The 23,950-nt window shown below is 59.9% G+C and carries 17 protein-coding genes and 2 pseudogenes; 11 read left to right on the forward strand and 8 right to left on the reverse strand.

Going from position 1 to position 23,950, the window contains the following annotated elements; translation table 11 throughout:
- Positions 1 to 11: 11 nt before the first annotated feature.
- The gene (locus tag FH08_RS0137960; RefSeq protein ID WP_051888837.1) at positions 12 to 1,205 is read right to left on the reverse strand and encodes an acyl-CoA dehydrogenase family protein; all 1,194 of its coding nucleotides are present in this window, start codon (positions 1,203 to 1,205) and stop codon (positions 12 to 14) included.
- Positions 1,206 to 1,300: 95 nt separating this feature from the next.
- On the opposite strand from FH08_RS0137960, the gene FH08_RS0137965 reads away from it, so the two are divergent.
- Positions 1,301 to 2,218: a LysR family transcriptional regulator gene (locus tag FH08_RS0137965; RefSeq protein WP_031363352.1), complete on the forward strand. Its 918-nt coding sequence runs from the start codon at positions 1,301 to 1,303 to the stop codon at positions 2,216 to 2,218.
- A gap of 1,615 nt (positions 2,219 to 3,833) precedes the next feature.
- Positions 3,834 to 5,513: an AMP-binding protein gene (locus tag FH08_RS0137970; protein WP_031363353.1), complete on the forward strand. Its 1,680-nt coding sequence runs from the start codon at positions 3,834 to 3,836 to the stop codon at positions 5,511 to 5,513.
- Between the two features lie 186 nt (positions 5,514 to 5,699).
- On the opposite strand, the gene FH08_RS0137975 is transcribed toward FH08_RS0137970, so the two are convergent.
- Together FH08_RS0137975 and FH08_RS0137980 are read right to left on the reverse strand one after the other, a co-directional pair.
- Entirely contained in the window at positions 5,700 to 6,536 is an 837-nt protein-coding gene (locus FH08_RS0137975; protein WP_031363354.1) for an alpha/beta fold hydrolase, read from the reverse strand.
- Between the two features lie 138 nt (positions 6,537 to 6,674).
- Entirely contained in the window at positions 6,675 to 8,102 is a 1,428-nt protein-coding gene (locus FH08_RS0137980) for a cytochrome P450 (RefSeq protein ID WP_035568349.1), read from the reverse strand.
- A gap of 1,429 nt (positions 8,103 to 9,531) precedes the next feature.
- On the opposite strand from FH08_RS0137980, the gene FH08_RS0137985 reads away from it, so the two are divergent.
- Positions 9,532 to 11,004 (forward strand): alkaline phosphatase family protein, encoded by a 1,473-nt coding sequence (locus FH08_RS0137985; protein ID WP_031363356.1) that lies wholly within the window; start codon positions 9,532 to 9,534, stop codon positions 11,002 to 11,004.
- A 144-nt stretch (positions 11,005 to 11,148) separates the two neighbouring features.
- On the opposite strand, the gene FH08_RS0137990 is transcribed toward FH08_RS0137985, so the two are convergent.
- On the reverse strand, positions 11,149 to 12,723 hold the full coding sequence (locus tag FH08_RS0137990; protein WP_051888838.1) for a methyl-accepting chemotaxis protein: 1,575 nt from the start codon (positions 12,721 to 12,723) through the stop codon (positions 11,149 to 11,151).
- A 601-nt stretch (positions 12,724 to 13,324) separates the two neighbouring features.
- On the opposite strand from FH08_RS0137990, the gene FH08_RS0138000 reads away from it, so the two are divergent.
- The gene (locus tag FH08_RS0138000) at positions 13,325 to 14,614 is read left to right on the forward strand and encodes an MFS transporter (protein WP_051888839.1); all 1,290 of its coding nucleotides are present in this window, start codon (positions 13,325 to 13,327) and stop codon (positions 14,612 to 14,614) included.
- Here FH08_RS0138000 and FH08_RS0138005 read toward each other — a convergent pair.
- A complete protein-coding gene (locus tag FH08_RS0138005) occupies positions 14,577 to 14,792 on the reverse strand; it encodes a hypothetical protein (protein WP_031363359.1) in 216 nt (71 codons plus the stop codon). The genes FH08_RS0138000 and FH08_RS0138005 overlap by 38 nt on opposite strands.
- A gap of 46 nt (positions 14,793 to 14,838) precedes the next feature.
- Between FH08_RS0138005 and FH08_RS0138010 the strand changes: the two genes are divergently transcribed.
- On the forward strand, positions 14,839 to 15,744 hold the full coding sequence (locus FH08_RS0138010; RefSeq protein ID WP_031363360.1) for a LysR family transcriptional regulator: 906 nt from the start codon (positions 14,839 to 14,841) through the stop codon (positions 15,742 to 15,744).
- 326 nt (positions 15,745 to 16,070) lie between these two features.
- Positions 16,071 to 16,181, forward strand: a pseudogene (locus FH08_RS53765) (AraC family transcriptional regulator); the annotation flags it as partial.
- A gap of 37 nt (positions 16,182 to 16,218) precedes the next feature.
- Here FH08_RS53765 and FH08_RS0138020 read toward each other — a convergent pair.
- The gene (locus FH08_RS0138020) at positions 16,219 to 17,586 is read right to left on the reverse strand and encodes an ATP-binding protein (protein ID WP_081889703.1); all 1,368 of its coding nucleotides are present in this window, start codon (positions 17,584 to 17,586) and stop codon (positions 16,219 to 16,221) included.
- Positions 17,587 to 18,315 (reverse strand): response regulator transcription factor, encoded by a 729-nt coding sequence (locus tag FH08_RS0138025; RefSeq protein ID WP_031363362.1) that lies wholly within the window; start codon positions 18,313 to 18,315, stop codon positions 17,587 to 17,589.
- A 244-nt stretch (positions 18,316 to 18,559) separates the two neighbouring features.
- Here FH08_RS0138025 and FH08_RS0138030 point away from each other — a divergent pair, with 244 nt between their 5' ends.
- Positions 18,560 to 19,276, forward strand: a complete 717-nt coding sequence (locus tag FH08_RS0138030) for a MipA/OmpV family protein (RefSeq protein WP_031363363.1) — start codon at positions 18,560 to 18,562, stop codon at positions 19,274 to 19,276.
- A 108-nt stretch (positions 19,277 to 19,384) separates the two neighbouring features.
- Positions 19,385 to 20,575: an SDR family oxidoreductase gene (locus FH08_RS0138035; RefSeq protein ID WP_031363364.1), complete on the forward strand. Its 1,191-nt coding sequence runs from the start codon at positions 19,385 to 19,387 to the stop codon at positions 20,573 to 20,575.
- Positions 20,576 to 20,691: 116 nt separating this feature from the next.
- Here FH08_RS0138035 and fliD read toward each other — a convergent pair whose 3' ends face one another.
- Positions 20,692 to 22,194, reverse strand: a complete 1,503-nt coding sequence (gene fliD / locus FH08_RS0138040; RefSeq protein WP_051888840.1) for a flagellar filament capping protein FliD — start codon at positions 22,192 to 22,194, stop codon at positions 20,692 to 20,694.
- A 359-nt stretch (positions 22,195 to 22,553) separates the two neighbouring features.
- Between fliD and FH08_RS0138045 the strand changes: the two genes are divergently transcribed.
- From FH08_RS0138045 to FH08_RS0138055, 3 genes and pseudogenes are all read left to right on the forward strand, one after another.
- Entirely contained in the window at positions 22,554 to 22,877 is a 324-nt protein-coding gene (locus FH08_RS0138045; RefSeq protein WP_031363366.1) for a YXWGXW repeat-containing protein, read from the forward strand.
- A gap of 244 nt (positions 22,878 to 23,121) precedes the next feature.
- The gene (locus FH08_RS0138050; RefSeq protein ID WP_031363367.1) at positions 23,122 to 23,697 is read left to right on the forward strand and encodes an RNA polymerase sigma factor; all 576 of its coding nucleotides are present in this window, start codon (positions 23,122 to 23,124) and stop codon (positions 23,695 to 23,697) included.
- Positions 23,694 to 23,950, forward strand: a pseudogene (locus FH08_RS0138055) (hypothetical protein); the annotation flags it as partial. The gene FH08_RS0138050 and the pseudogene FH08_RS0138055, both read left to right, overlap by 4 nt.

Below are 23,950 nucleotides of genomic sequence, written 5' to 3' on the forward strand. Positions count from 1 at the left end.
TCTCTCCTGGCTTACGGATACGGCGTGATCGTGGGCGCGATGCCCGCGAAAATGGCGCCGGCGCCGTCATAGGTCGCTTCGCCCAAAAAGGCGTGCTGCGTGACGACCATGGAGTCGCGAACGAGCTGCTGCATCCGGTGGTTCCGGTAGATTGCCGCGACACCGGCCAGCCGGTAAGCGTGCTGGACCACGTCCGCGCACACATGGGCGGCGTGCGTGGCGCTCAGGCGCAACAGGCTCGTTTGCTCGGGCGTCACCGCGTTGCCCGCCATGATCGAGTTCCAGGCATCTTCGGAGGCTTGATAAAAGAACGCGCGGGCGCTGCGCCATTGCGCCTCGGCACGGCCCAGCTCGATGCGAAAGTACGCGCGATCCGCCAGACGCGGCGCGCCGGTCGTGGTTTTCGTGCCGCCGGAAATCTCCGCAGCCAGGTCGAGCGCCGCGCGTGCCAGTCCGACGTTGACCGCGGCATGGACTTCCGCCTGATACGAAACGGCCGGATATTTGTACAAGGGTTCATCGATCACCGCGCCGCCGCCGCGAACGAACGTCCACGGATCGGCGACGAATTTGTCTTTCAGGCGCAGGTCATGGCTACCCGTGCCCTGCATGCCGACCACGTTCCAGTTATCGACGATCTCGACTTCTTCCGCGCGAAACACCGCCGTCAACGGCTTGCCGGCGTTCGGACTGTCGCTGCCCGCGGGCGCCCCGCCGATGCCCACGCCGATCCAGTCCGCGCCCTTGCAGCCGCTCGCAAAATGCCATTGGCCGCTCACGGTCCAGCCACCCGCGCCGGCGACGGCGGGTTGCACTGGGTAAAGACCACCGGCAAATACCTGATCCGGGCCGTCTGCATAGATTTCACGCTGGATTTCAACGGGCAACGCCGCGAGATAGACATTGGCCGAGCCGAACGCGGCCACCCATGCCGTGGATCCATCCGCCACCGCAATGCGTTCCAGCATGTGCAGGAAATCAGCGGGTGCGAGCGCGTCGCCGCCAAAACATTTCGGGGTGCTGGCGCGGAAGATCCGGGCGCGCTTCATGGTCGCGATCATGTCGCGGGGAACATGCGAGAGTCGATCGAATTCATCGCGGCGCGCGGCGATTTCCGCTATGACATCGTCCAGCGCGAGCGGATTGGCGATTGCGCTCGACGCGCGGGTGAGGGTCGCAAGCTTGGGATCGTCTACGAGATTCATCGGGGCTCCGGCGTGTGTTGGTATCGGTGAAATGGCGTGTCATCAAGATAGAATCACCCCACCCATGCGTCAAATTCGCACCAATAATGGATGCCATGAACCAAACGAATAGCGGCCTCACGGACCTCAACCTGCTGCGCGTATTCCTTGCGATCTGGGACTTGCGCAGCCTCACCGCGGCAGGCGAACGGCTCGGTTTGACGCAACCTGCCGTGAGTCATTCGCTGCGGCGCCTGCGCACGTTGTTCGACGATCCGCTGTTCGTTCGCACGCCGCAAACCATGGTGCCAACCGAGGCTGCGATCCGCCTTCATGGTCCGCTTGATGAAGCGTTCGGCATCATCAGCCTGGCGATGCAGGCGCACGGTCACTTCGATCCCGCCACTGCGTCACGCGTGTTCAAGATATCGATGTCGGATATGTCGGAGTTCTACTTCTTGCCGCCGTTACTCGCCGCGCTGGAAAGCACGGCGCCGAAGGTTCGCTTCGAGATCGTGCAACTCGCGTCCGAGTCCGCGGGCGCGGCCATGCGTGCGGGTGAGATCGATCTCGCGCTCGGCTACGTGCCGGGGCTTGAGGAAGGCTGTATAGGCGACACGCTGTTTTCCGACGAGCACGTGTGCCTGGTTCGCGCGGGACATCCGCTGAAGGGGAAGAAGGCGTCGAAGCAGGATCTGGCCGGTTTGCGATACGTCTATGCAAGCACGAACGCCACCGGGCACCGAATGATCGAGCAATGGCTCGCGGAACTCGGCATGGAGCGCGAGATCGTGCTGCGGCTGCCGCATTTCATCGTGGCGCCGGAGATTGTCCGGACCACGGATCTCGCGGTGATCTTTCCACGCAGCATTGCCGAGCGCTTCAATCGCGGTCATGCGTTCCGGTTGCTGGCGTTGCCGTTCGATTTGCCGGCCATCGAAGTGAAAATCCACACGCATGTGCGCTTCTCAAGCGATGCCGGCATTCAGTGGCTGCGCGATGTCCTCATGGATATGTTCGCCGTGCAGCCATGAAGCGTTACTCCCTGCAGCGCGTCCTCGCCCCTTTTTGTAAAGAGGAGCGGCTATAAATTTACTGTCCGTCACGAGTCTTGCTTGACAAGCCTGTCGAGCAAGATTTTGCGGTGGATGCGGCGACGTTGCAAGTATCCGATCTCCAATGAAAACGCCGATGACCCAGGTCAGACGCTCTGTCGTACGGGTATCCTGCGGCAAGAGAGAGGGAGAGGGAAATGAAACGTCTTTTGACCGTGATATGCGCTGCATTTTGTTTGACAGCGCCCGCGCACGCCCAAAGCCCTGACGAGTACGACGACGGGATCGCAGCAGGACAGTTGGGCACTGCTTTGTATAACTTAACGAATCCCGCCAGGCCGCTACCAATGCCCGCTGCCGACGTATTGCAAGATCGCGGAGTTGCGCAACGACCCGCCTCGGCACCCCTTTCGACCAGTTCCACGATCAAGCCAGCCGCACACGTCGAACCTCGACATTGCGCGCCGTGTTATTGAAGTGCTAGTGAAGTGTGATTGGAGTCTGATGAAAATCTGCAGGGAACCGAAATTACCTGGACTCGCGCCAGAATTAGCCGGACACGAATACATCGAATTGAACGGATCTCCAGAAAACGTTCGGAGTTCGCTGGCCCCGGCAGCGACGTTAGGAAGTGGCCCCATGTGGCCACTTCCTCTCGTCACAGACAGAAATGAGTCTCACCCTACGCAGTATTCCGCTGAGCGACCCGAAGTGCGCAGGTAGATGGTCTTCCCGACAAAAGCGATAGACCCTTGTCGACCCACGACTGCCGGCCGTCGCTGTGTGGTTGCAACGGCCGCTTGCAAGGTACAACGGCCCTTCCGTCTAGCGGCTCGTAAGGCAGGTCATCGGCCGGAGCGGGCATTGACAACGAACTGGAGAAACGACGGCTAAGCGGCGCTAAGCCGCCCATCAGGTTTCGCGGAACACGGCCTCGTTGCTGCGCAACATGCCACCGAAACTCATTTCTCGCGTCGGCAATTTTGGGCTCAAGGTGACGGGTGATGTCATACCATTTGGCATTCGCATTCTGGCTATGAGACTGCTCAGGGTTTGGCAGTTCGGCAGCTTGCATGACGGCAATACTCCCGAACGTACATGAGCGCTTCGGTAACCGGTACCTTTAGATCATTGAAGAACTTCGACTATCGGTTCTATGGCGCTGCCGTCGGCCAACTCTTACTCGTTATGGTGCGATGTGATGTCGCGTGAGTGATTGTTTCACACGGCGCTGTTAGCCAGAGAGGGAACCTGCTGTTCCGTCGGCCGTAACCTACTGGTGCATGCGGCACTGGTAACGATCCGGTCAATTGCGCTAAAGCACACTTGAAAAAGTGGCGAAAATACTTTGAGTGCTCATACGGAAAGTCGTCTGCCTTACCGGGAAAACACCATATGCGAAACTGTTTCACTATCGACTTTGTCGATTGGTCGCGAATTCGTGTGTTCGCAGAAAAGTGATTTCGTATGTTCGATGCAGACTGCAGGAATCGCGAAGTGACGGACATCCGAACAAATTCAAAGAAGCCGGCTGGAAGACCTAGGATAGAAGTAGAAGCAGTTAACGTCGCGGTTATCTGCAGCGGAGGTCGAAATGTCTAACTTGCCATGGCTCTCGCAATACCCTGAAGGGGTTGCGGCGGACATCGACTTCGAGGGTTACCCCTCGGTGGCGGCCCTCCTTGAACACGCCGTCGCTCGCTTCGGCAACAAAATCGCCTTTCACCAGTTCGGAGTGGACCTCACATTTCGTCAACTCGACGACAACTCAGCGCGCCTGGCTGCCTATTTTCAGAATGACCTTGGGCTAACGCCGGGGGATCGCCTCGCGCTGATGTTGCCAAACTGCATGCAACATCCCATTGCGATGTTCGCCGCACTCAGAAGCGGGCTGACCGTCGTCAACGTCAACCCGCTGTACACCTCAGCGGAGCTGACGCAGTTAATCAAGGATTCCGGTGCGCGAGCAATCGTGGTGATGGAGATTTTCGCCGCCACCGTCGCGCATGCGCTGACCCATATCGCCATTGAGCACGTCATCGTCGCGCGCGTGGCAGAGATGCAGAGGTTCCCGAAATCTGTCGTAGTGGACTATATCGTCCGAAAGAAGAAGAAACTCGTCCCCGGCTGGAAGATTGCAGGCGCGGTAACCTTCAAGGCCGCCATGACAGCCCACCCGGCCACTGATTTCAGTAAGGCGGCGCTGAACCACGGGACAAGAGCGTTCCTCCAATACACCGGTGGTACCACCGGTGAGCCCAAAGGAGCAGTGCTCACCCACGGCAACGTGCTGGCCGATGTGCTGATGTTCGCCACCTGGTGCAAGCCGGCGTTCCGACTGGGAGAGGAAACCACCATCATTGCGATGCCTCTTTACCATGTGTCGGCGCTCGTGTGCCAGTGTATGGTCTGCATCCACTTTGGAGCCCGCGCCGTTTTGGTGATGAACCCGCGAGATATTCCTGCCCTCGTGAAGGACTTCGCCACGCATCAGCCTACCGTCTTTGGCGGCCTCAACACGCTGTTCACAGCGCTTATGAACAACGAGGACTTCCGCTCGCTCGAGTTCTCGGCCTTGCGCGCTACGATCGCCGGTGGCACCGCGACCCTTCCGGCAGTGGCCGAACGCTGGCAGAAAATAACTGGCCGCCCTGTGCTGGAAGCCTATGGGCTTTCGGAAACCTCCGGCGCGGTGACGGCCAACCCCGTGACACTCACCACCTTCAACGGTACGATCGGCGTGCCGCTCCCCTCAATGCGTATCGAAATCCGCGACGAATACGGCACGGCGGTACCCACCGACATGCCAGGCGAAATTTGCGTCGCCGGGCCCAACGTCATGCAAGGGTACTTCAACCGTCCGGAGGAAACCGCCCTCGTGATCGGTCACGATGGATTTTTCGCGACTGGCGATATCGGGATCATGGATGAACATGGCGTAATCAAGATTGTGGATCGCAAGAAGGACATGATCCTGGTCTCCGGTTTCAACGTCTACCCGAACGAGGTCGAGAGCGTGCTCTTTCGCCATACCGGCATCCTGGAGGTATCGGTGGTCGGCGTCGCGGATTCGCAATCCGGCGAGACACCCGTCGCCTTCGTTGTAAAAAATGACCCGATGTTGACCGAGGCGGATGTAATCGAGTTTGCGCGCGAAAGCTTGGCCTCTTACAAAGTGCCCAAGCGTGTCGTCTTCCTAGAGGACCTGCCGAAAACGCCAGTGGGCAAAGTGCTGCGGCGGCAATTGCGAGACCAACTAGTGAATCGAATCTAATTCCCCATACCCACGGCTGATGTCTTGCGCAAACCATCATTGCCGGGTACTCGGCAGAAGCCGCCAATGGTCGACAGGCAGTCCCGTCGCTGAAGAGCCATTTGATCGCGCCCTTCGACTACCGACTTCGACAACGCAACTGGTCGCAATCGTCCGGTCTATTCGCGGCCAGTGGCTCAAATCGGTTCAGCCTGCCCTCAACTGCCTGCGCAGGAACGGCAAGATTGTGTTGGCGACGGCGTCGGGATCGTCGATAAAAGGCCAGTGCCCGCTGTCTGGCAGGATTAACACCTCGGCTCGGGGAAAAACCGCGCGCTGTCGCTCGGCGAAGTCCACGGAAATATAGGGGTCGTGGGCTCCCCATATCACTTGAGCTGGCAGATCCCACGGGCGGAGTGCTTTCGCGATGTCTTGCATGGCTCCATTTGTCGCGCGGGTGTTGCGATATAGCCGCAGCACGGCGCGGCGAGTGGCGGCATCGAAACTGTCGAATGCCTGATCCACGTATTCCACTGGCAAGCCACGTGGGTTTCCATGCCGAAGGAGCAGCCGCATCCCTGTACGCGTTGTCGCGGCCATGAACAGTTCGCCTAACCAAGGCGTCTGCCAGATGCGCGCGAGATAGTGCCATCGATAATCAAGCAGAACGCCGGTGTCGATCAATGTGACGCTCGCAATGGCGCCGGGATTCGCGGCAGCCCATGCTAGTCCCCACGGGCCGCCAAAGTCGTGTAGGACGAGATGAGCACGCTCCACAGCGCACTCAGTCAGCAACCGCCCCAGGTGAAGAGCATATCCACCTACGCTGTAGTCGAACTCCTCAGGTTTGTCCGCGGAGCCAAAACCCGGCATGTCCATGGCCACGGCACGGGCGAACTCACCCACGCTGGCCACGAGTCGCGTCCAGTCAGCAATCGACCCCGGATTGCCGTGCACGAAAACGACCGCTTCTAGGGATTCTCTCGGACCCGCCTCCAGCAGGGGCGAGTTGATTCCGTCGACGCGGACCGATGTCTCTTTCATAACCCTCCAGGAGCAAGAAGTGAACTGACGGCAAACTGTCATTCAGACTGATGCGTTAGATTGTGCGCGGCGCTGCGTCCAATAGCTGATAGATATACGCAGCCCGCGGCAGTTCGGTAGACGGTTCACCGACTGAAGTCACGCACGGGCTTGAAGTTTTACAGGCATTTCGCTTGGCACCATTGTGAAGGCGGAAACCTCCTTGATCGACGCCGGGTCGACCGCCATTGCGACTTTAAAGTGTGCCGTCAGCATCGACATAACGAGCCTCATTTCCACATTAGCCAGATGACGTCCCGGACAGACTCGCGGTCCTGCACCGAATGTTAGATAAGCTCGGAGTTCGTGTGCTCCGTCTGACGGATCATGAGGATGTCTCCATCGATCAGGATTGAACGACTCTGGATGCACAAAGTTCTGCGGATCCAGCATGGCGGGGCGCGTGAGGAAGAGCATCCGCGTACCGGCCGGCACCGCAACGCCTCCAAGGCACACGTCCGTTAGTGGTTCAAACGTCTGTATCGCGGCGACTGGGCGTAGCCTAAGCGCCTCATTGCAAACGCCCTCGCACAGGTCAAGATGCTTTAATGCGTCGTAGCTCGGGCAAACTGTCGACTGACCCAGAACGCCACGTGAATGCTCGAACATTCGAAACTGCAAATCGGTATCTGCTGCAAGGTACATAACAGCCCATGCAATGGAATTGGCCGTCGTGTCTTCTCCGGCAACGAGCAAGGTAAGGACGTTCGCAACGATCTGTTCGTCAGTCACTGTCGAGTCGGGAAGCTCTCGTGCCAGAAGCATTGCCTCGAGCAAGTTGCGCGGGGACCCTCCCGGGAGTGCTTGCATACGGTCACGCGCACGTTCAATCATCTTATGAACGTACTTATGTATCTCCACGACTGCCTGATCCAACCGGCGATCCCTCGGCAGCTTGACATAGCGCCAATACGGAAAAAGTGCAACAACGCGACGCATCAGCGCCGGCGGTATGAGCGCAAGGTGTTCCTGGATGACACCGTGCTGTTGTTCGAGCGTGTGTGGGTCTTCGCCAAATGCGAGGGCGCTCGTCACGTCCACCGTGTAACGCTTGAGCTCATCCGTCATTTCCACTGTTCGCCCCTCGGACGAGGCGCGCTGCAATCTCGCGCGTAGACGTTCCGTGATTGCCGCAAGCGTTGGATAAAAGCTCTTTATGTTTGAAATTGATAGCGCCTGCATAACAAGCCGACGTTGAGGCTCCCATGCGGCGCCTTCAGCAGAAAATAGCCCATTGCCACCAAGCTCCGCCATCACTGACTCGATCGGTGCAAAGCGTCGATATCGGTTGGGGCGTTCTCGCATGACCGTCTGGAAAAGCTCCGCCTGCGTCCAAACTGTCATTGGAATCGTGCCAAGCTGGACCCTGAATGGCGAGCCCAGCTTCGCCGCCCATTCCTCTAACGTCAGATGCAGTTTCGCCGGCGCCAACTGAAAGAAATTCCCTAACCCGGGCAAGCCTTGCGGGCACGGAAGATCGGCGAGTGTCCGCAGGTTTTCGCTGATGCCCGACCGAACCTCCGCCATGTTCCCTCCGCGTCGCACGTAGTGCGGGGATCCTGCGTGCACAGGAGCGCCCTGCAATGAGCATAGACCATGGGTCAAGCGCCGGATAGGTGCTCTGCGCCAGTGAAGCAAGGAAGCTGCGCCGTGCTAGAACTAAAAATAGACCACATGACGTTTTTTAAGCGTTGACATGCTGGGTCGCCACCGCAGTTTTGGTATCACCGGCTCTAGCAGCAACTTGCATTTCTGGCAAATGACCCGAGTTTGAAAGTGTTTTCCGCGATCACTTCACTAAGAGCAATCGTTCGGAATCCTTCGCTGAGCGGTGTGAACGCGCCTGCTGGGCAGACCGGCCGTAGGCGGCACTCGGTCGATGTTGTTGAAAAAGTCGCGGTCGAATGATTCGCGAAGTTTAAGGGTCGCTTTACCCCCAATGAAGACTCACGAGCAGCTTGGGGTCTGGGGAGCAATGGAACAGGGAAGTCAGTTAAGCCCGGCGAAATCGACTCACGTAGAGTTCGGGGGCGTAGTGACCTATCGAGGCCGCGCTATGCCTTCTTTGGCTGATGAGCAAGAAGTCGGGTACACGGTTTGGTGGGAAACCGAAAACAGCTCAGCCACATCTGCGACTTTCAGCGATACATGTCGGGGAAATTCGAGCGCGATGTAATGCCGATAACGAGTGTGCTGTGAGCGGTTTCGACGCGATGATCTAAAGGCAGTTCACGGACCCACATCTGTCCTTCAACCCGGCGCCGGCGCTACGGCAGTTTCGAAAGTGGAACAGCCATTCGAGCAGCCGTATCGGACGGCAAGTCCTCGGCCGAAGCAGCGGCCCGATGGCGATGGTGACCGGCGGTTCCTGGGCAGCACGCAGCCGTTCCCAACCGGCGCAAGACTGGCCGCCCCCCCCTTCGGCTGGTCTAACAAATTTGCGTCACAAATCCGGCAAGTCCAATGCATTCGCTCTCGCGTCATCTGGCGCGTGACCGAATTCGTTTCAAGTCTCTGATTCGTAATGACACGCAGTCCAACTAATTCCGTTTTCCTGCAAATTGTCAGACATTGGCCACAACTGATCAGGCGCGCGCGGCTAGCGACTGCGCGAAATGCCGACGCCCGCGAAGAGGTTGCCCAAACGGGGATAGTTGATTGTCATCGGCAGCCGTATTCCTCGAGCCTCGATGGACCACCCACGCGTCGTCTTCCTGCACTCTGGCGTCGGAGTACTCGCACACGAATACTCCAACGCCGAAACGCGGTCCAGATTGTGCTACGGCATTCGTCGAGATGTTCCAGTCTGCGACGAATCGGCGCCTGCGGTGCTTCTGGACCGAGCCAATTGTCCAGAAGTGTCGAAAAGCGTCCGGCGCACACGAGCGGCCTCCTCGTCGACAGTGTCGACCTGCAGCGCACGCCCGGATCTGCCAGCCATAGGGAGTCGATCGAGATGAGCAACGGAACCAGAGGGCGCGGTTTTGACCGTCGCAGTTTCCTTGCAGGCGTTGCCGCGGCTGCCGGAACCCTTGCGCTTCCCGGTTGTGGCGGTGGAGACGGCCCGAACGTCCCGAACGGAAGTGCGCAGGCGGCGTCGATCGTCGATGTGCCGTCTCCCGACGGGGGTAATCGATACAGCCTTCCAAGGCCGGCATTGCCTGACCCGGCAAGCTCCGGGATTGATTTCATCGTACTGGTGACGATGGAGAACCGCTCGTTCGACCACTTCCTCGGCTGGGTCCCCGGCGCCGAGGGCCGCCCTGCCAGCCAGCAGTTCACGGATGCTTTCGGCGCGGCGCAAACACCCTTTCTGTTGTCGGCCAACCCGTCTTACGGTTATCAGGCTTGTGCTTTTGAGGACCCCAACCACAGCTATCAAGGCGGGCGCACCCAGCTCGCTTCCGGAGCAATGAATGGGTGGTTGCTGACGCCCGATACCAGCGACGTGCGCGGCGATTTGCTGCCAATCGGCTATTACGCGCAATCCGACCTGAACTTCTTTAGCGGCGTGGCGAGCAGCTACCTGGTGAGCGACTTCTATTTCAGCGGTGTGCTGACCAGCACTTACCCGAACCGGATCTACCTGCACAGCGGCGCGACGGACCGGCTGGACGACAGCATCGATACGTCGGTACTGCCGACCATTTGGGACAGGCTCAGCGCGGCGAACGTCGGGTGCAATTACTACTATCACGACGTGCCTTTCACTGCGCTCTACGGCGCAAAGTATCTCGGCATATCCCATCTGTTTTCCGATTTCCTCTCCAACGCTGCGGCGGGAACGCTGCCCCCGTTCTGCATGGTCGATCCAAGTTTTACGGGTGAAGCGCAAGGCATTTCGAGCGACGATCACCCGCACGCGGACATCCGTAATGGAGAAGCGCTTCTCGGCCAGATCTACAACGCGCTCTCCAGCAGCCCGAACTGGAGCCGCACGTTGATGATCATCGTGTATGACGAGTGGGGCGGCTTTCTCGAACATGCGGCGCCGCCGATCAGGCCCATCAGCAACGACGAACTGGCGCTCGGCAACGACGGGCGGCTCGGCTTTCGCGTACCGTGCGCGCTGCTTGGCCCGCGGGTGCCGGCCGGTACGGTGACGCGCTTTCCGTTCGATCCGAGTTCGATCCATCAGTTGTTGCAATGGCGTTTCGGGTTGGCGCCGCTCGGTGTTCGCGGCACAGATCCGGCCACCTTCAACCTCGCCTATGCGCTCGACTTCAGCAGCGCGGCGCGCACGGATGTGCCGGCCATCACGGTGGCTCAAGGTCCATTCGGTGGCCTGTGTGCGGGTGCAACGGCCCCTGCCCCATCAAGTTCGGTGTCGGGTGTAGACAATGCACAAGTCACGCCTGCGCCGTCTGACCGCCTTGCCGACCTGAGAGCGAAAGCGGATACGCTGGGATTTCCCCGGCCAGCGAGCTAGATTGAACGGCCTCTCTGGACGTTCATCTGCCGTCGGGGCCGCGGAGCAAATTGCAGAGCCGTTTTAATTCACGACGCACGGCGAACTGACTCTCGCCAATAGCCCTTTGGCCCTTTGCAGCCCCTCCTCAGCTTCCAGGCGGCCTCAGTGGCTTGCCACCCCTACCCTGAATACACCGACGGCTTCGCGCAAGCTCTTGGCCTGGTCGGCCATTGCTTGCGCTGCCGCCGTTGCTTGTTCGACCAACGCTGCGTTTTGTTGCGTGACTTCGTCCATCTGTCCAACAGCAAGGCTGACTTGCTCGATGCCGGTGCTTTGCTCTGACGATGCGGCCGAGATTTCGCCCATGATGTCGGTCACTTGTTTAACCGAGCTCAACAATTCGTTCATGCTCTTGCCGGCTTCAGCTACTAAACCCGAACCCGTATCGACGTGATCGAGCGACTCACCAATCTGATCCTTCACTTGCTTGGCTGCGCTCGCGCAGCGTTGCGCCAGCGTACGCACTTCGCCGGCCACGACCGCGAAACCGCGCCCTTGCTCACCTGCGCGCGCAGCCTCAACAGCCGCGTTCAGCGCAAGGATATTGGTTTGAAACGCAATGCCTTCGATCAAGGTGATGATCTCACCGACTTTCGAGGCGCTAGCCGATATATCCCGCATCTTGGTCACCACGCGCTCAACCACCTGCCCGCCTGCAGTGGCTGCGTCAGACGCGCTCTGGGCAAGCATGTTTGCCTGTTTCGCGTTGTCGGTATTCTGCTTAACCGTAGACGTCAGCTCTTCCATGCTCGCGGCGGTCTGTTCAAGCGAAGCCGCTTGTTCCTCCGTGCGTTGCGACAGATCGACGTTACCCTGCGCCATTTCATTGGCCGCGACTGCGATCGAATCGGCCGATGTCTTGATCCCCGCGACGATGCTGCTCAGTTGCGCACGCATTGTCTCGAGCGACGCCATCAAACTCCCGCTTGCGCCGCGTGCAATCACTACCGGCACGCTGAGGTTTCCATCCGCGATCTCGCCGGCTACACGTTGCGCTTCGCTGGGCTCCGCGCCGAGTTGCTTCAGGATGCTGCGCGTGATCAGCAACGCGCCGATCACGCCGACGATCAACGCGGCAAACGCGGCGCCGATCATCGCAACCCTGAGCTGCGCATAGCTGCTCTCGGCCTGGTTTGCCTTGTCGTGCATCGTCGTTTTCTCAAGCTCGATCAACGATCGAAGCGTGCCGCGCCATTGAGTTTGTTTCGGTACGACATCTTGCAGTAAAGCCTTGCCGGCCGAGGCTTTGTCATTTGCAAGAATGAGCTGAACGACATTGGCCATGAGCGGTCGCGTGGAGGCTTCATCGTCTTTCAGCTTTGCAAGAAGTGTTTGCTCCGCATCCGTGATTGCCCCGCTCGACACAAAGATGTCATTCACGGCGCGCGACGCGTCCGCATAGATCCCTTCTTCGTGCTTTATTTTCTCCACGATGGCCTTTATGTCGGCGTCGTTATCGACCAGCATCATGTCGCGCAGCGCGATGGAACGTTGGTCGAGGGAGGAGCGCATGGTCTGGGCAAGCGTCATTTCCTCCGTGGAGCGGTCGACAATACTCGTCAGCGCCTCGTTGATTCTTGACATGCCGAACAAGCCAACGACAGACACTACGCCAAGAAGGATTAGTAACGCACCGAAAGCGACTGACAGGCGGGTCACAACTTTGAACTGGCTCATCAAAATGACCTTGTAGATTGAAATTTATAACACGCGATTTCTGCTTTAGCGGACCACATGACGGCAGGGAATTCTTTCAACTAGCTGTCTTTCAATTCCTGTGATCGAGTGCCGTGCAGACGTGCCGGCGCCAGCCTCAATCGCCACGCCGTCGGCTTTTCGAGGACTCACGTTGCATTGGAAAATGCGTTCGCGTGCGGATTGCGGCGCAAATTCGAGGATGGGCAGTCGCGCTTTCGAGCAATCGTCAAAGCATCTGCCTGCTCGATGCAGCTTGGCCGCCGTCCATTGAATTGCTTGCGAAATGACAGTTGGCAGAAAAACGCAAACTTCCCCTATTTATCGGCGGATAGCGGCTGATCTTTAGCCGTCCACGCGCATCGCTCACCTGCCTCACTTGAAAAAAACACTGAGAAAGGCGATGCGAAGGTGCCGGGTAGTCGCGATACCGGTATAGGCAGCGGTCTGGCTGCGCCACCGCTCACGCCGTAGGATCCAGGTTGAAGCCCACTCGCTTCCTCACTTTGCGCCAGGCGGTTGCTCCGGCCCTCAAGGAGCCGCTAGAGAACACTCAACCGCCCACGCTGACCCGGACACAATGATGGACAAACAAACGGCAAGCGCACGTCACGACAATCCTCCGGAAGCGGAGGAGTTCACTCACTGGCGGCGCAACCTCATCGTCTGCGTGTTCGGGTCGTTCACGACCATTGTGGCCATGACGCTCATGTTGCCGTTCTTGCCGCTTTACGTGGAGCAGCTAGGCGTCAAGGATCACGCCGCGATCGTCCAGTGGTCCGGCGTCGCTTACGGCGCGACCTTTTTTACTGCCGCGTTGACCGCGCCGCTTTGGGGAAAGCTTGCCGACCTCTACGGCCGCAAGCCGATGCTGATCCGCGCCAGCCTCGGCATGGCCATCATCATGTCCCTGATGGGGATGGCGCATAACGTCTGGCAACTCGTCGGCCTCAGGCTTCTCGCAGGCTTGCTTGGCGGCTTTGCGTCCGGCTCCACCGTGCTGGTCGCCACCCAGACGCCGAAAGACCGATGCGGCTGGGCGCTCGGCGTCCTGTCTTCCGGCATCATGGCCGGCAATCTGGTCGGCCCGATCATTGGTGGATCGCTGCCGCCGCTGATCGGAATACGGTCGACATTTCTCGCCTCGGGCGCCCTTATTTTTGTTACGTTCCTGGCGACCGTATTCTTCGTCAAGAACGAGCGTCACCCGGGCTTGAACAAGAAGGGAAAGCGGCGTGGCAGTTGGGCTGAGATCGCGGACAAGCGGCCGACTGTCGCCATGCTGGTGACTGGCATGCTCCTGATGCTGGCAAACATGTCGATCGAGCCGATCATCACGGTCTACGTGGCGCAAATAGTCGATGTCCGCCAGGTCACGTTTGTCGCCGGGCTGGTGATGTCGGCGGCGGCGTTGGGCAGCATTCTCTCGGCCTCGTACCTGGGTAAGCTCGCCGATCGCATCGGGCATTGGAACGTCATTATCGGCTGCCTTGCGGTGGCGGGCATCCTGCTCATCCCGCAAGCGTTTGTCACGCGGGGCTGGCAACTGGTGGTTCTGCGCTTCCTGATGGGCCTGGCGCTTGGCGGGCTGCTGCCTTGCGTCGCAAGCGTGATCCGGCACAACGTGCCGGCGTCGGTTGCAGGCAATATGCTCGGTTATTCGACGTCTGCCCAATATACCGGGCAGGTGGTCGGACCGCTTGCCGGCGGTTTCGTCGGAGGGCATTTCGGCATGCGTGAAGTGTTCTTCGGCACCTCGGCATTGATGATCGCTGGCGCGATTTATAACTGGATCCTGAGGACAAACATTGTCGATAAAGCTCCTAATCCATCGCTTAGCGCTGCGGTCCAGCAAGCCGCCAAGGAACGTTGATCGCAGCGTTGACCAGCGGCCACAGTGAGCGAATGCCCTGCGCTTTCAGATCCCGAATCCACTGCGCGCCCATAAACGGTTTCATGCCGGCAGACGCCTTGTTTGCCGGTTCGCTCATTGCCCGTGCCACAATCACGGCCTGTGCGCCTGTGAAACGCGGGCGCCCGACATCTTCCATTGCAATCTTCGCAATATCGCTGGATCTTTAACCGTTTGAGGTCTGCATGGAGCTGCGACAACTCCGCTATTTCATCGCGGTAGCCGAAGAAATGAACATCACGCGCGCGGCCGGTCGTCTGCACATGACGCAGCCGCCGCTTAGCCGGCAGATCCAGCAGATAGAAGAAAACGTCGGGTTGGCGCTGTTCGAACACGGTTCGCGGCCCTTGCGCCTGACCGAAGCGGGCCGTGTTTTCTACACGCAGGCAAAGCGCCTGATCGATGAAAGCGACGAGCTCGTGCCGCTCACGCGCAGGCTCGCGCAACTCGCAGAACGCATCGTGATCGGCTTCGTGCCGTCTACTCTTTATGGTGCACTGCCACAGGTCATACGGGCTTTTCGCGAGGCCGCTCCGCAGATCGAATTGTCGCTGATCGAAATGTTCACGCTCGAACAACTCGGCGCGTTAAAGGGCGGACGGATTGATGTCGGCTTTGGACGACTGCGTTTCGACGACGTGCAACTGACGCGCGAAGTGCTGGTCGAGGAACGGATGATTGCCGCGCTGCCGGAAGATCATCCGTTAGCGGACGCTTCGGTGGAGTTGACGCTTGCGGATGTAGCTCGCGAGACGCTGATCGTGTATCCGAGCTCACCGCGCCCGAGTTATGCGGACCAGCAGTTATCGGCGTTGCGCGATCATGCGCTTGAACCTGCCGCCGTCCACGAAGTGCGGGAGTTGCAGACAGCGCTTGGGCTCGTTGCGGCGCAAGTGGGCGTGTCGCTTGTACCGGAGAGCGTCGACGGGTTAAGGGTGCATGGCGTCGTCTACCGGCACCTGCCCGAACCCGGCCCCACGTCGCCGATCATCATGAGCCGCCGCCTTCAGGATGAAGGGCAGACGACGGCTCTTTTCTGTTCGATCGCACGTGATCTGTTTCGCAGTAGCCAGGCTTTTACAAGCCGCTAGTCGACACACTGTTCGCTGTGGAATGAGTGGCACGAAAAAAAAGTCCCACCCAGGCGGGATGGGACTTAAGCGCGACGAGGATCACCATCGTCGCGGGACACACCCTCGGAAGGGTGAAGCTAGTGTCTTCGCATTCGCGCCGAAAGGAAACAATGCCGGCCTAGATTTGACAAAATTTGACGATTCGGGTTGGATCGGGTGCTCCCCCGCGCTAAACGATGAATTCGCGCGCCGGTTAGGTGCGGGATTGCTCGCGATGCCAGGGGTCTCACAAATGGCTTGCGCTACACACAAGACGAGCAACGGTTAAAGCTGGATTTTCAGCGTCGACCGGTGCGCGCGTTCAGCAAGTGGCGGAAAATCTCGGCTACGAGTCGGTCACCGCATTCATCGCCATGTTCAAGAAGGCATTGGGCAAACCTCCGGCATCGTCATGATGATCGAATGTTGTTTTGCTGGACGTAGCATAGACCATCAGACCATCGGGTTGGTCACCGGCCTTCTCTTGTCACGGGCACCCGTCGTACTGCCTGAAGTGGCTCCCGCTGCCGGCAAGGGCATAGATGGCAACGTGATCAGGAAACGTGCGCCGCCGGAAGCAGCCTCTTCCAGCCGCACCTCGCCGCCATGTACCAACGCGACGCGGCGCACAATCGCCAGCCCAAGCCCGAAGCCGCCGGTGTGCCGGTCGCGGCTTGCATCCAGCCGATGAAACGGCTCAAAGATACGCGCCCGCTCTGCAAGCGGGATACCCGGACCGTCGTCGTCCACGATCAGCACGAGCGCGCCCGCCGGCCCCAAACATGCGCTCAGCGAAATGGCGCGCTGCGCGTAGCGGGTGCTGTTGCGGATCAGGTTCAACAATGCCCTTGCGACCAGCTTCGGATCGCACACATGGCTCGCGGGTGCGCCGGACGTTGTAACAGACAGGCTCAGCGCACGGTCAGCGACGTCGTTGGCCATGCTTGCGGCCACGCTGTCCAGCAGTTCGCTCACCGATACCTGCATCAGCACCATATGCGCCGCGCCTTGTTCAAGCCGGCTTAACGTGAGCAGTTCGGTGACCAGTTCATCCAGTTCACGCACGTCACGGCGCAACGCAAGTTGACGTTCGCGCTGGCGCTCCGGGGATTCGGGCGACTGCAACAACGCGAGGCCGAATTCGAGCCGCGCAAGCGGCGTTTTCAGCTCATGCGAGATCCCATGCATCATGTCGCGCTGATGCAGGATCGACGCTTCAATCTGCCCAGCCATTTCGTTGAATTGATTCGAAAGATCGTAGATATTCGATTTCTTCGATAACGCCACGCGGGTCGACAATTGGCCTCGTCCAAACGCGCGCGCGGCGGCCTCGAGCTTCCTCAAGTCGCGCCAGTGATAGTGAACCCACAAGACGACGGACAACAGCGTCGCGAGTGCGACCAGAGCGTATGCCAGTGCCTTGATGTCAAGGTTGCCGGGCTCATCGGGGTGGGCGTGGACGATCGTGCCATCGGGTAACGGCAGGTAGTAATCCTTACCATCCATGCTGAGCACCAGCTTGCCGTCGCGCAGGTCGCGCAACTGCTCACGATCGAGCAGCGGGATCACGTCTTTCATCGTGAGCAGGCTGAAACCCTCGTCGCCGTGTTTTTGCAGTTCAGCCAGCGCGGCTGCCCGCTGCTCACCGGGGTGACGTTCCAGGTAATCGGTAAGCACGAACGCATAAGCTTTTACGTTCTCGCGTTCGTTCGCGGTAACCCTCTCATGGAAGAGCTGCGAGAAGTATTCATTGACAAACACAATGGCGACGCCGCCGCCGAGCAGCACAATCAAATACAGGCGGATCAGTGAACGCAGCATTCAATCCTCCCACGCCGACGGGCTGAACAGATAACCGCGGCCCCAGATTGTCTTGATCTTGTGCGGCTCCGGCGACGCGTCTTCGAAACGCCGCCGCAGCCGCGAGATTCCCGAGTCGACGGTACGGTCGAGCCCGTCGAATTCGATGCCGCGCAATTGCTTGAGGATGTCGTCGCGGCTCAGCACGGTGCCGGCGGCGCGCGCGAGGATCACGAGGAGGTTGAACTCGGCGGTCTTCAGGTCGATGTCCTGGCCGCGCCACGTCACGGTGCGGTTCGGCGGCGAGATCACCAGTTCGCCGAACGTGAGCGTGCCGGCAGCCGTGGCCGGCGTCATGATTTCCTCAGCCGGCTGCGACCGCCTGAGCAGCGCACGTGCGCGCGCCACCAGCACACGCGGTTCGATCGGCTTGACGACATAGTCGTCCGCGCCGGTTTCCAGTCCCGCAACCTGGTCGAAGACATCGACGCGAGCGGTCAGGATCAACACCGGCACGCTCGAAAAACCGCGAATACGCCGGCACACTTCCATACCGTCCATGTTCGGCAGCATCAGGTCGAGAATCACCAGCGCCGGCTTGTGCTCGCGCACAGCGGCGACCGCAGTGTCGCCTCGCCGCACGATAGTCACCGCAAATTCATAGCTGTCCAGATACTCCCCGATCAGTTGCGCGAGGCGATCGTCGTCCTCGATCAGCAACACGTTGTACTTGGGTGAGACCTCGTTCATTTGTTTTTCTCCGCAATCGGGCAGCACTAGCAGTCGCCGATTCTATCCTCGCGCGCGTGTGAAAGGGCCGTGCGCAACACTCGCGGACACTTGAACACAATTGAGCACAATTTAGCGAAACTTCAAAACAGACGCCGGTCAACCGCGTCCCTAGACTGCGGCTTCTCTCTTAGAAAAAGACCTGACCGTGCGCAAACGCCTCTCCTATTTGTGTCTCCCGCTGCTTGGCCTGACGTGTTCCTCCATGGCTCATGCCGAGAATTTCTACACGTTCGGACTGGGCACCGGTGTTGCACCGCGTTACCTCGGCAGCAAGGACTATCGTGGCCTGGTCGCTCCGGTCTTCTCCGCTGAATTTTCCAACGGCTTTTTCATCAGCCCGTTCGAAGGTGCCGGCTACAAGAAGACCTTCGCAAACGGCATCTTTGTCGCGACCGCGCTTGACTATGACTTCGGCCGCAGCGACAGCAATCGCGCCGACCTGCCCGGCTCCAACTACCTGAAGGGCATGGGCCGCATTCCTGGCTCGCTGATGATGCACTTCCAGGTAGGCGCCACGGTGTTCGGCGATACGACCATCAGCGTAACGCTCGACCAGCCGCTCACGCACACCACGCGCGGCGTCAGCGGGCACCTCGACGTGACGAAGCCGGTACTGCACACAGAGACCAACGACATCAGCATCACGGGCAGCCTGCACGCGGGCAGCGGGCGGTATACGCAGACGTTCTTCGGCGTTACGGAAGCGCAGTCCGCAAGCAGCGCCTTCCGGCCGTACTCGGTGAAAGCCGGCATCGATCAGGCAACAGTGTCAGCTGCGTGGACCTATTCGTTTACGCCGAAATGGTCGTTGCGGACATCGGGCGGCGTGACGCGCATTCTCGGCTCGTCCGCGGATAGCCCGATCGTGCAGAAGAAGAACGCTTATTTCGCAACGACTGCAGTGACGTATCGATATTAGACCCGGCGATATCAGGCGCGGCGATGTCATGGGCATCGCGGGCGCGGCACCATCCGCTCCCCCGCCCCTGTTACCCGCTACTCATTTTGCTTCTGCATGGAGAACGCTATGTTTGCATGGCAAACCCCTCTGTCCACCGCGTGGCAAGACAGCCTCACGGCGTCCACGCGCATGCATGTGGTGGGCATCAATCGACTGGTGCTGACCGGTGCTACCGGTTTTATCGGAGGCACGGTGCTGGTGACGCTCATGAATGCCGGCCTGATCGAACGTCTCGTCTGTCTTGTGCGCGCGGCGAATGCGGAGCAGGCACTGACCCGCCTGCGTGCATCCGCCATACGTTGCGGCCTGCCGTACGTTCGCGCGCAACGGCTGACCGAGGCGAACGTGATCGTGGGCGACCTGGGCGGCGATTTTACTGAAGCGGACCTCGCGCGATTGACGGAGGCATCGCATGTGATCAACTGCGCCGCCATGGCGTCGTTCTCGATGAACTCGCAAGTACTCGATATCAACGTGCGCGACACGCTGCGTTTTGCATCGCACTTCGCCGACAGCAAAGTGCTGCGGCGTTTCCTGCACGTCAGCACGGCCATGGCCTGCGGTACGCAATGCAGTCCGGTCGTGTCCGAGTCCACATTCGGATTTGGCGAGAACGAGAGCGAGACGAACCACCTCGTGCCCTATACGCAAAGCAAGCGCGATGTCGAGCGGCTCCTGCGCCTCTACTACCCGTCGCTGCCGCTGGTCGTGGTGCGGCCATCGATTGTCGTCGGGCATACGGTGCTGGGCACGTTGCCCTCGCCGAGCATCTTCTGGGTGTTTCGCGTGGTGCATGACGCGCGGCGCTTCAGCGCAAAAGCGATGACCCGGCTCGATGTTGTCTCGGTCGACGACTGCGCCCGCGCGCTGGCCTTGCTCGCCGTCAAGCCGAAGCTGGCGTTCGACACCTACCACGTGTCGGCCGGCTCGGAGGCGCCGACCATTGGCCAGATCATCGGCGCGATGGATGAGGCTACGGGCATATCGGGGAAACGCTACTCCATCTGCGCACCGCGCGATTTCCGCAGGATCGCGTGCGATGTGGTCGGGCGTCAGCACTCGGGCGCGGCGCGGCTGATCGAACATGCGCTGGGTATCTATGCCGGGTTCGCCAACCTGGACTACCAGTTCGATAACCGCCGCCTGCGCGACGAGATCGGCTTCGAGCCCTTGCCGTTTATAGACTATGTCAGCGAATGCGTGCGGACGTCGCGCGGCATTGGCATCGTCGAGCAGATGCGCTGGGATTTTAAGTAAGCAGCGCAAGTAACCAGCGCACGCGTTTTCTTCTTCATCGCAAAACGAACCGGGGCGTCCTGACAGGACGCCCCCGGTTCGTTTTTACCGCCGCTCATCGCTCGGCGTGTTCCTCGTCAACCCTTGTTTCCGGCCAGTGCGCCCGCACTGTTGGCCCCGCCGAACAACGCAGTCAGATAGCTCGCATTGCTGCTCATATGCGCCATCAGCGTATTGAGTGCAGTGAACTGCGCGTTGTAGCTGTTCGTCAGTTGCGTGGCGAATGCATCCAGCTTCGTGCCCTGTACCTTGATGTTGTCGAGGTCCTTGTTGAGCGACGTTGTCCTCGTATCGAGCAGGCCGTCTTTCTTGAGAAAGGTCGTGAGGGTCTTGTTCATCTCCGCGCCAAGACCGGATTTCGAATTGAACAGCGTGTTGACGGTGCCGGGCTTGTTGGCCAGCGCCGCGCTCAACGCGGTTTCATCGATCTTCAGCGTGTTGTCCTTTTGCAGCGTGATACCGATAGACCCCAGGTTCACCATCCCCTTGGTCCCGTCGGCCGCGCTCGGGACGCCCTTGCTGATCGCAGTTGCAAGCGCATTCCTGACCGTGTTCATCATCGAGTCGCCGAGCAATGGACCGCCTTGCGAGCCCTTCGGTTGCGACTTGTCGAACGAAGTCAGCGACGCAGCCATGCCGATGAAGTTGTTATACGCCGTGACGAAGGCCTTGATCGAGGTCTGCTGAGCGCTCGTGTCGGAGCTGATGCTCAGCGTCTGGGTCGTGCCCACGGACTCCGATGTCAGGTTGATCGACAACCCCGCAATAGCCGATGTCACGCTGTTGCCCGGGCTACTGACCTCCGTGCCGGCCACCGTCAGCAACGCGTCCTTGCCGGCGGCGGTTTGCTTCCAGTTCGCTGATGTCCCTATGGTCGTGTACGGCGCCACGGTCTTGTCCGGGTCCGAGGGGTCGACCGTCGATGTGGACGAGCTGACATTGAGCTTCGACAAGCCGGTGTTGTCGCCCTCGCTGGCCGGCGTGACCTCCACCGAGATGCCGTTCGCCACACCCGTAGTCGACGAGTGCAGCACGAGATGCGCGCCGTCCGTACCGGTGATCACCGTCGCGCTCACGCCCGGATTGCCGGAGGCGGAATTGATCGCGGCGGCAATGCCGCTCAGCGTGTTGTTCGACGAATCGATCTTGATCGACACGTCCGAGGCGCCCACGGAGAGTTTCAGCGTGCCGGTACCGAGCGCTTCCTTGGCGCCGAACCCGCCCGAGGTGATGCTTTGCGATGCCGCGATGTTGGTGACCTGGATCGCATAGCTGCCCGCGGTGGTGCCCTTGCCTGCCGTAGCCGTGATGCCCTTGCCGTCGGCCTTGGCGGTGACAGCGGATAACGCGGTGCCGTCTGACAGCGTCGCCAGCGCGCTTTGCAGCAGCGACATGACCGATTTCAACGAACCGACAGCGGTCAGCTGGGAGGTGCTGGTCTTCTGTTTTGCGGCGTTAGCCGCGTTGAATCCGGCCACCCGCGCGTTGACGATAGCCGCGACAAGCGCGGGTACGTCGGTGTTCTTGCCGGTCGAGCCGTTGATTAGAGATTGTCCCGCGGACTTGATTGCGTCAGACATGGAAACTGGAACTCCTTTGGGTTATCTCCGGGTTGGGCTGATCGACATCGCTATTGTTACGATCAATTACTTATATATTACGGTAAGCCGACACAATACTTTAGGAATGTTTTCAATTATTTGTCAGAAGATTTCGAAAACTCCTGACTCGATGGCGTGTCGATTCGGAACCAAATGAACAGGGATAAGGGAAAGCCGCGCGCTTACCCACCTTCGTATTAACGAGCGCATCGCGGTATTACGGCCTGTTTCAGCCCACGTAAAAAACTCAAAGATCGTGCGACGGATTTCCCGGGAGCCCGCGTTTAAGCACTCGACAGCATTGGCATCGAGCGTCTTATCTACTCCAGGGAATCGTTATGAAAATACTAAGAGAACGGGCTTCGCGCACGTTCGCGGTAAAAGCCGTTTTGGCCGTCGTCACTGCCCTGGCCGCGCTAGCCAGCGCACCGGCATTCGCGCAAACGATCATCATCGCGCCACCGCCGATGCGCACGGAAGTCGTGCCCGTAGCGCGTCCCGGTTATGTGTGGGATGGCGGCCACTGGCGCTGGGCCGGCCGCGGCTACGAATGGGTGCCAGGCCACTGGCGGCCGGTACGGATCGGCGCACATTGGGTGCCTGGTCACTGGGTGCAACGCGGACCGAACTGGCGCTGGATCGAAGGTCACTGGGCCCGTTAGATCAGGCCCAGCTTTGTTGACCGTAGCTCCACGTAAAGGCAGGCACCCATGCTTAAAACTCTAGTCGCCATTGCATTTGCGGCCGCGGCACTTTCTGCGTGCGTCGTTTATCCCGCGCGGCCGGCTTATTATCGGCCGGCGGTCGTCGTGTATTGAGCAGTCCCCACGCTGGCGCACCGGGCCGCAGTCCAACCCGGCGAAAGGCTGTTGAACATGTGCTGCGAGATCAGCGAGATCAAACACATTGAACGAAGAAGACCCGGACGCGGAGTTGCTGGCCCGTATCGATGGCAGGGTACCCGGAGCGGTTCGCGAGATGGTCGCGCGCAAACTGCCGCGGCTGCTCGCGCTCGCGACCCGGATGCTGGGAGACCGTGACGAAGCGAGCGACGTGGCGCAGGAAGCATTCATACGGATATGGAAGCAGGCGTCGCGCTGGCAGCGCGGCCAGGCACGCTTTGACACCTGGCTGCACCGCGTGGCGCTCAACCTGTGTTATGACCGTTTGCGGCGCCGTCAGGATGTCATCTCCGACGACGACGCCCCCGAACCCGTCGACCAGGCGCCGCTGCCGGAAGATCAACTCGACGAATCCGCGCGCAGCGAGCGCATTGCCGCTGCGCTCGCCGCGTTGCCGGCACGCCAGCGCGAAGCACTGGTATTGCAGTACTACCAGGAACTGCCGAACATCGAGGCAGCCGCTTTGATGGGCGTCAGCGTCGAAGCGCTGGAAAGCCTGCTTTCGCGCGCCCGCCGAACGTTGCGCAGCCGTCTTGCCGGCGAGCGCGGCGAGCAAGTCTTTGGAAAGGAACGCCGATGACCCCCGAACGCTTTCGCCGCCTCACCGAGGCTTATGGCGCCATGCCGGAACACTGGCCGGCAGCCGAACGCGCAGAAGCCCAGGCGCTGCTCGACCAACGGGACCCGGCTGTACTGGCCGCGCTAGCCGACGCCCGCTCGCTCGATCTCGTGCTCTCGAGGCACAGCGTTGCCGTGCCCGAATCGGATCTGGTCCGGCGCATCCTCGCATCCGCACCGTTGACGTCGCCACGTGAGGAACCCGTATGGAAACG

The organism is Caballeronia sordidicola, from assembly GCF_000729995.1.
GTDB classification, from domain to species: domain Bacteria; phylum Pseudomonadota; class Gammaproteobacteria; order Burkholderiales; family Burkholderiaceae; genus Caballeronia; species Caballeronia sordidicola_A.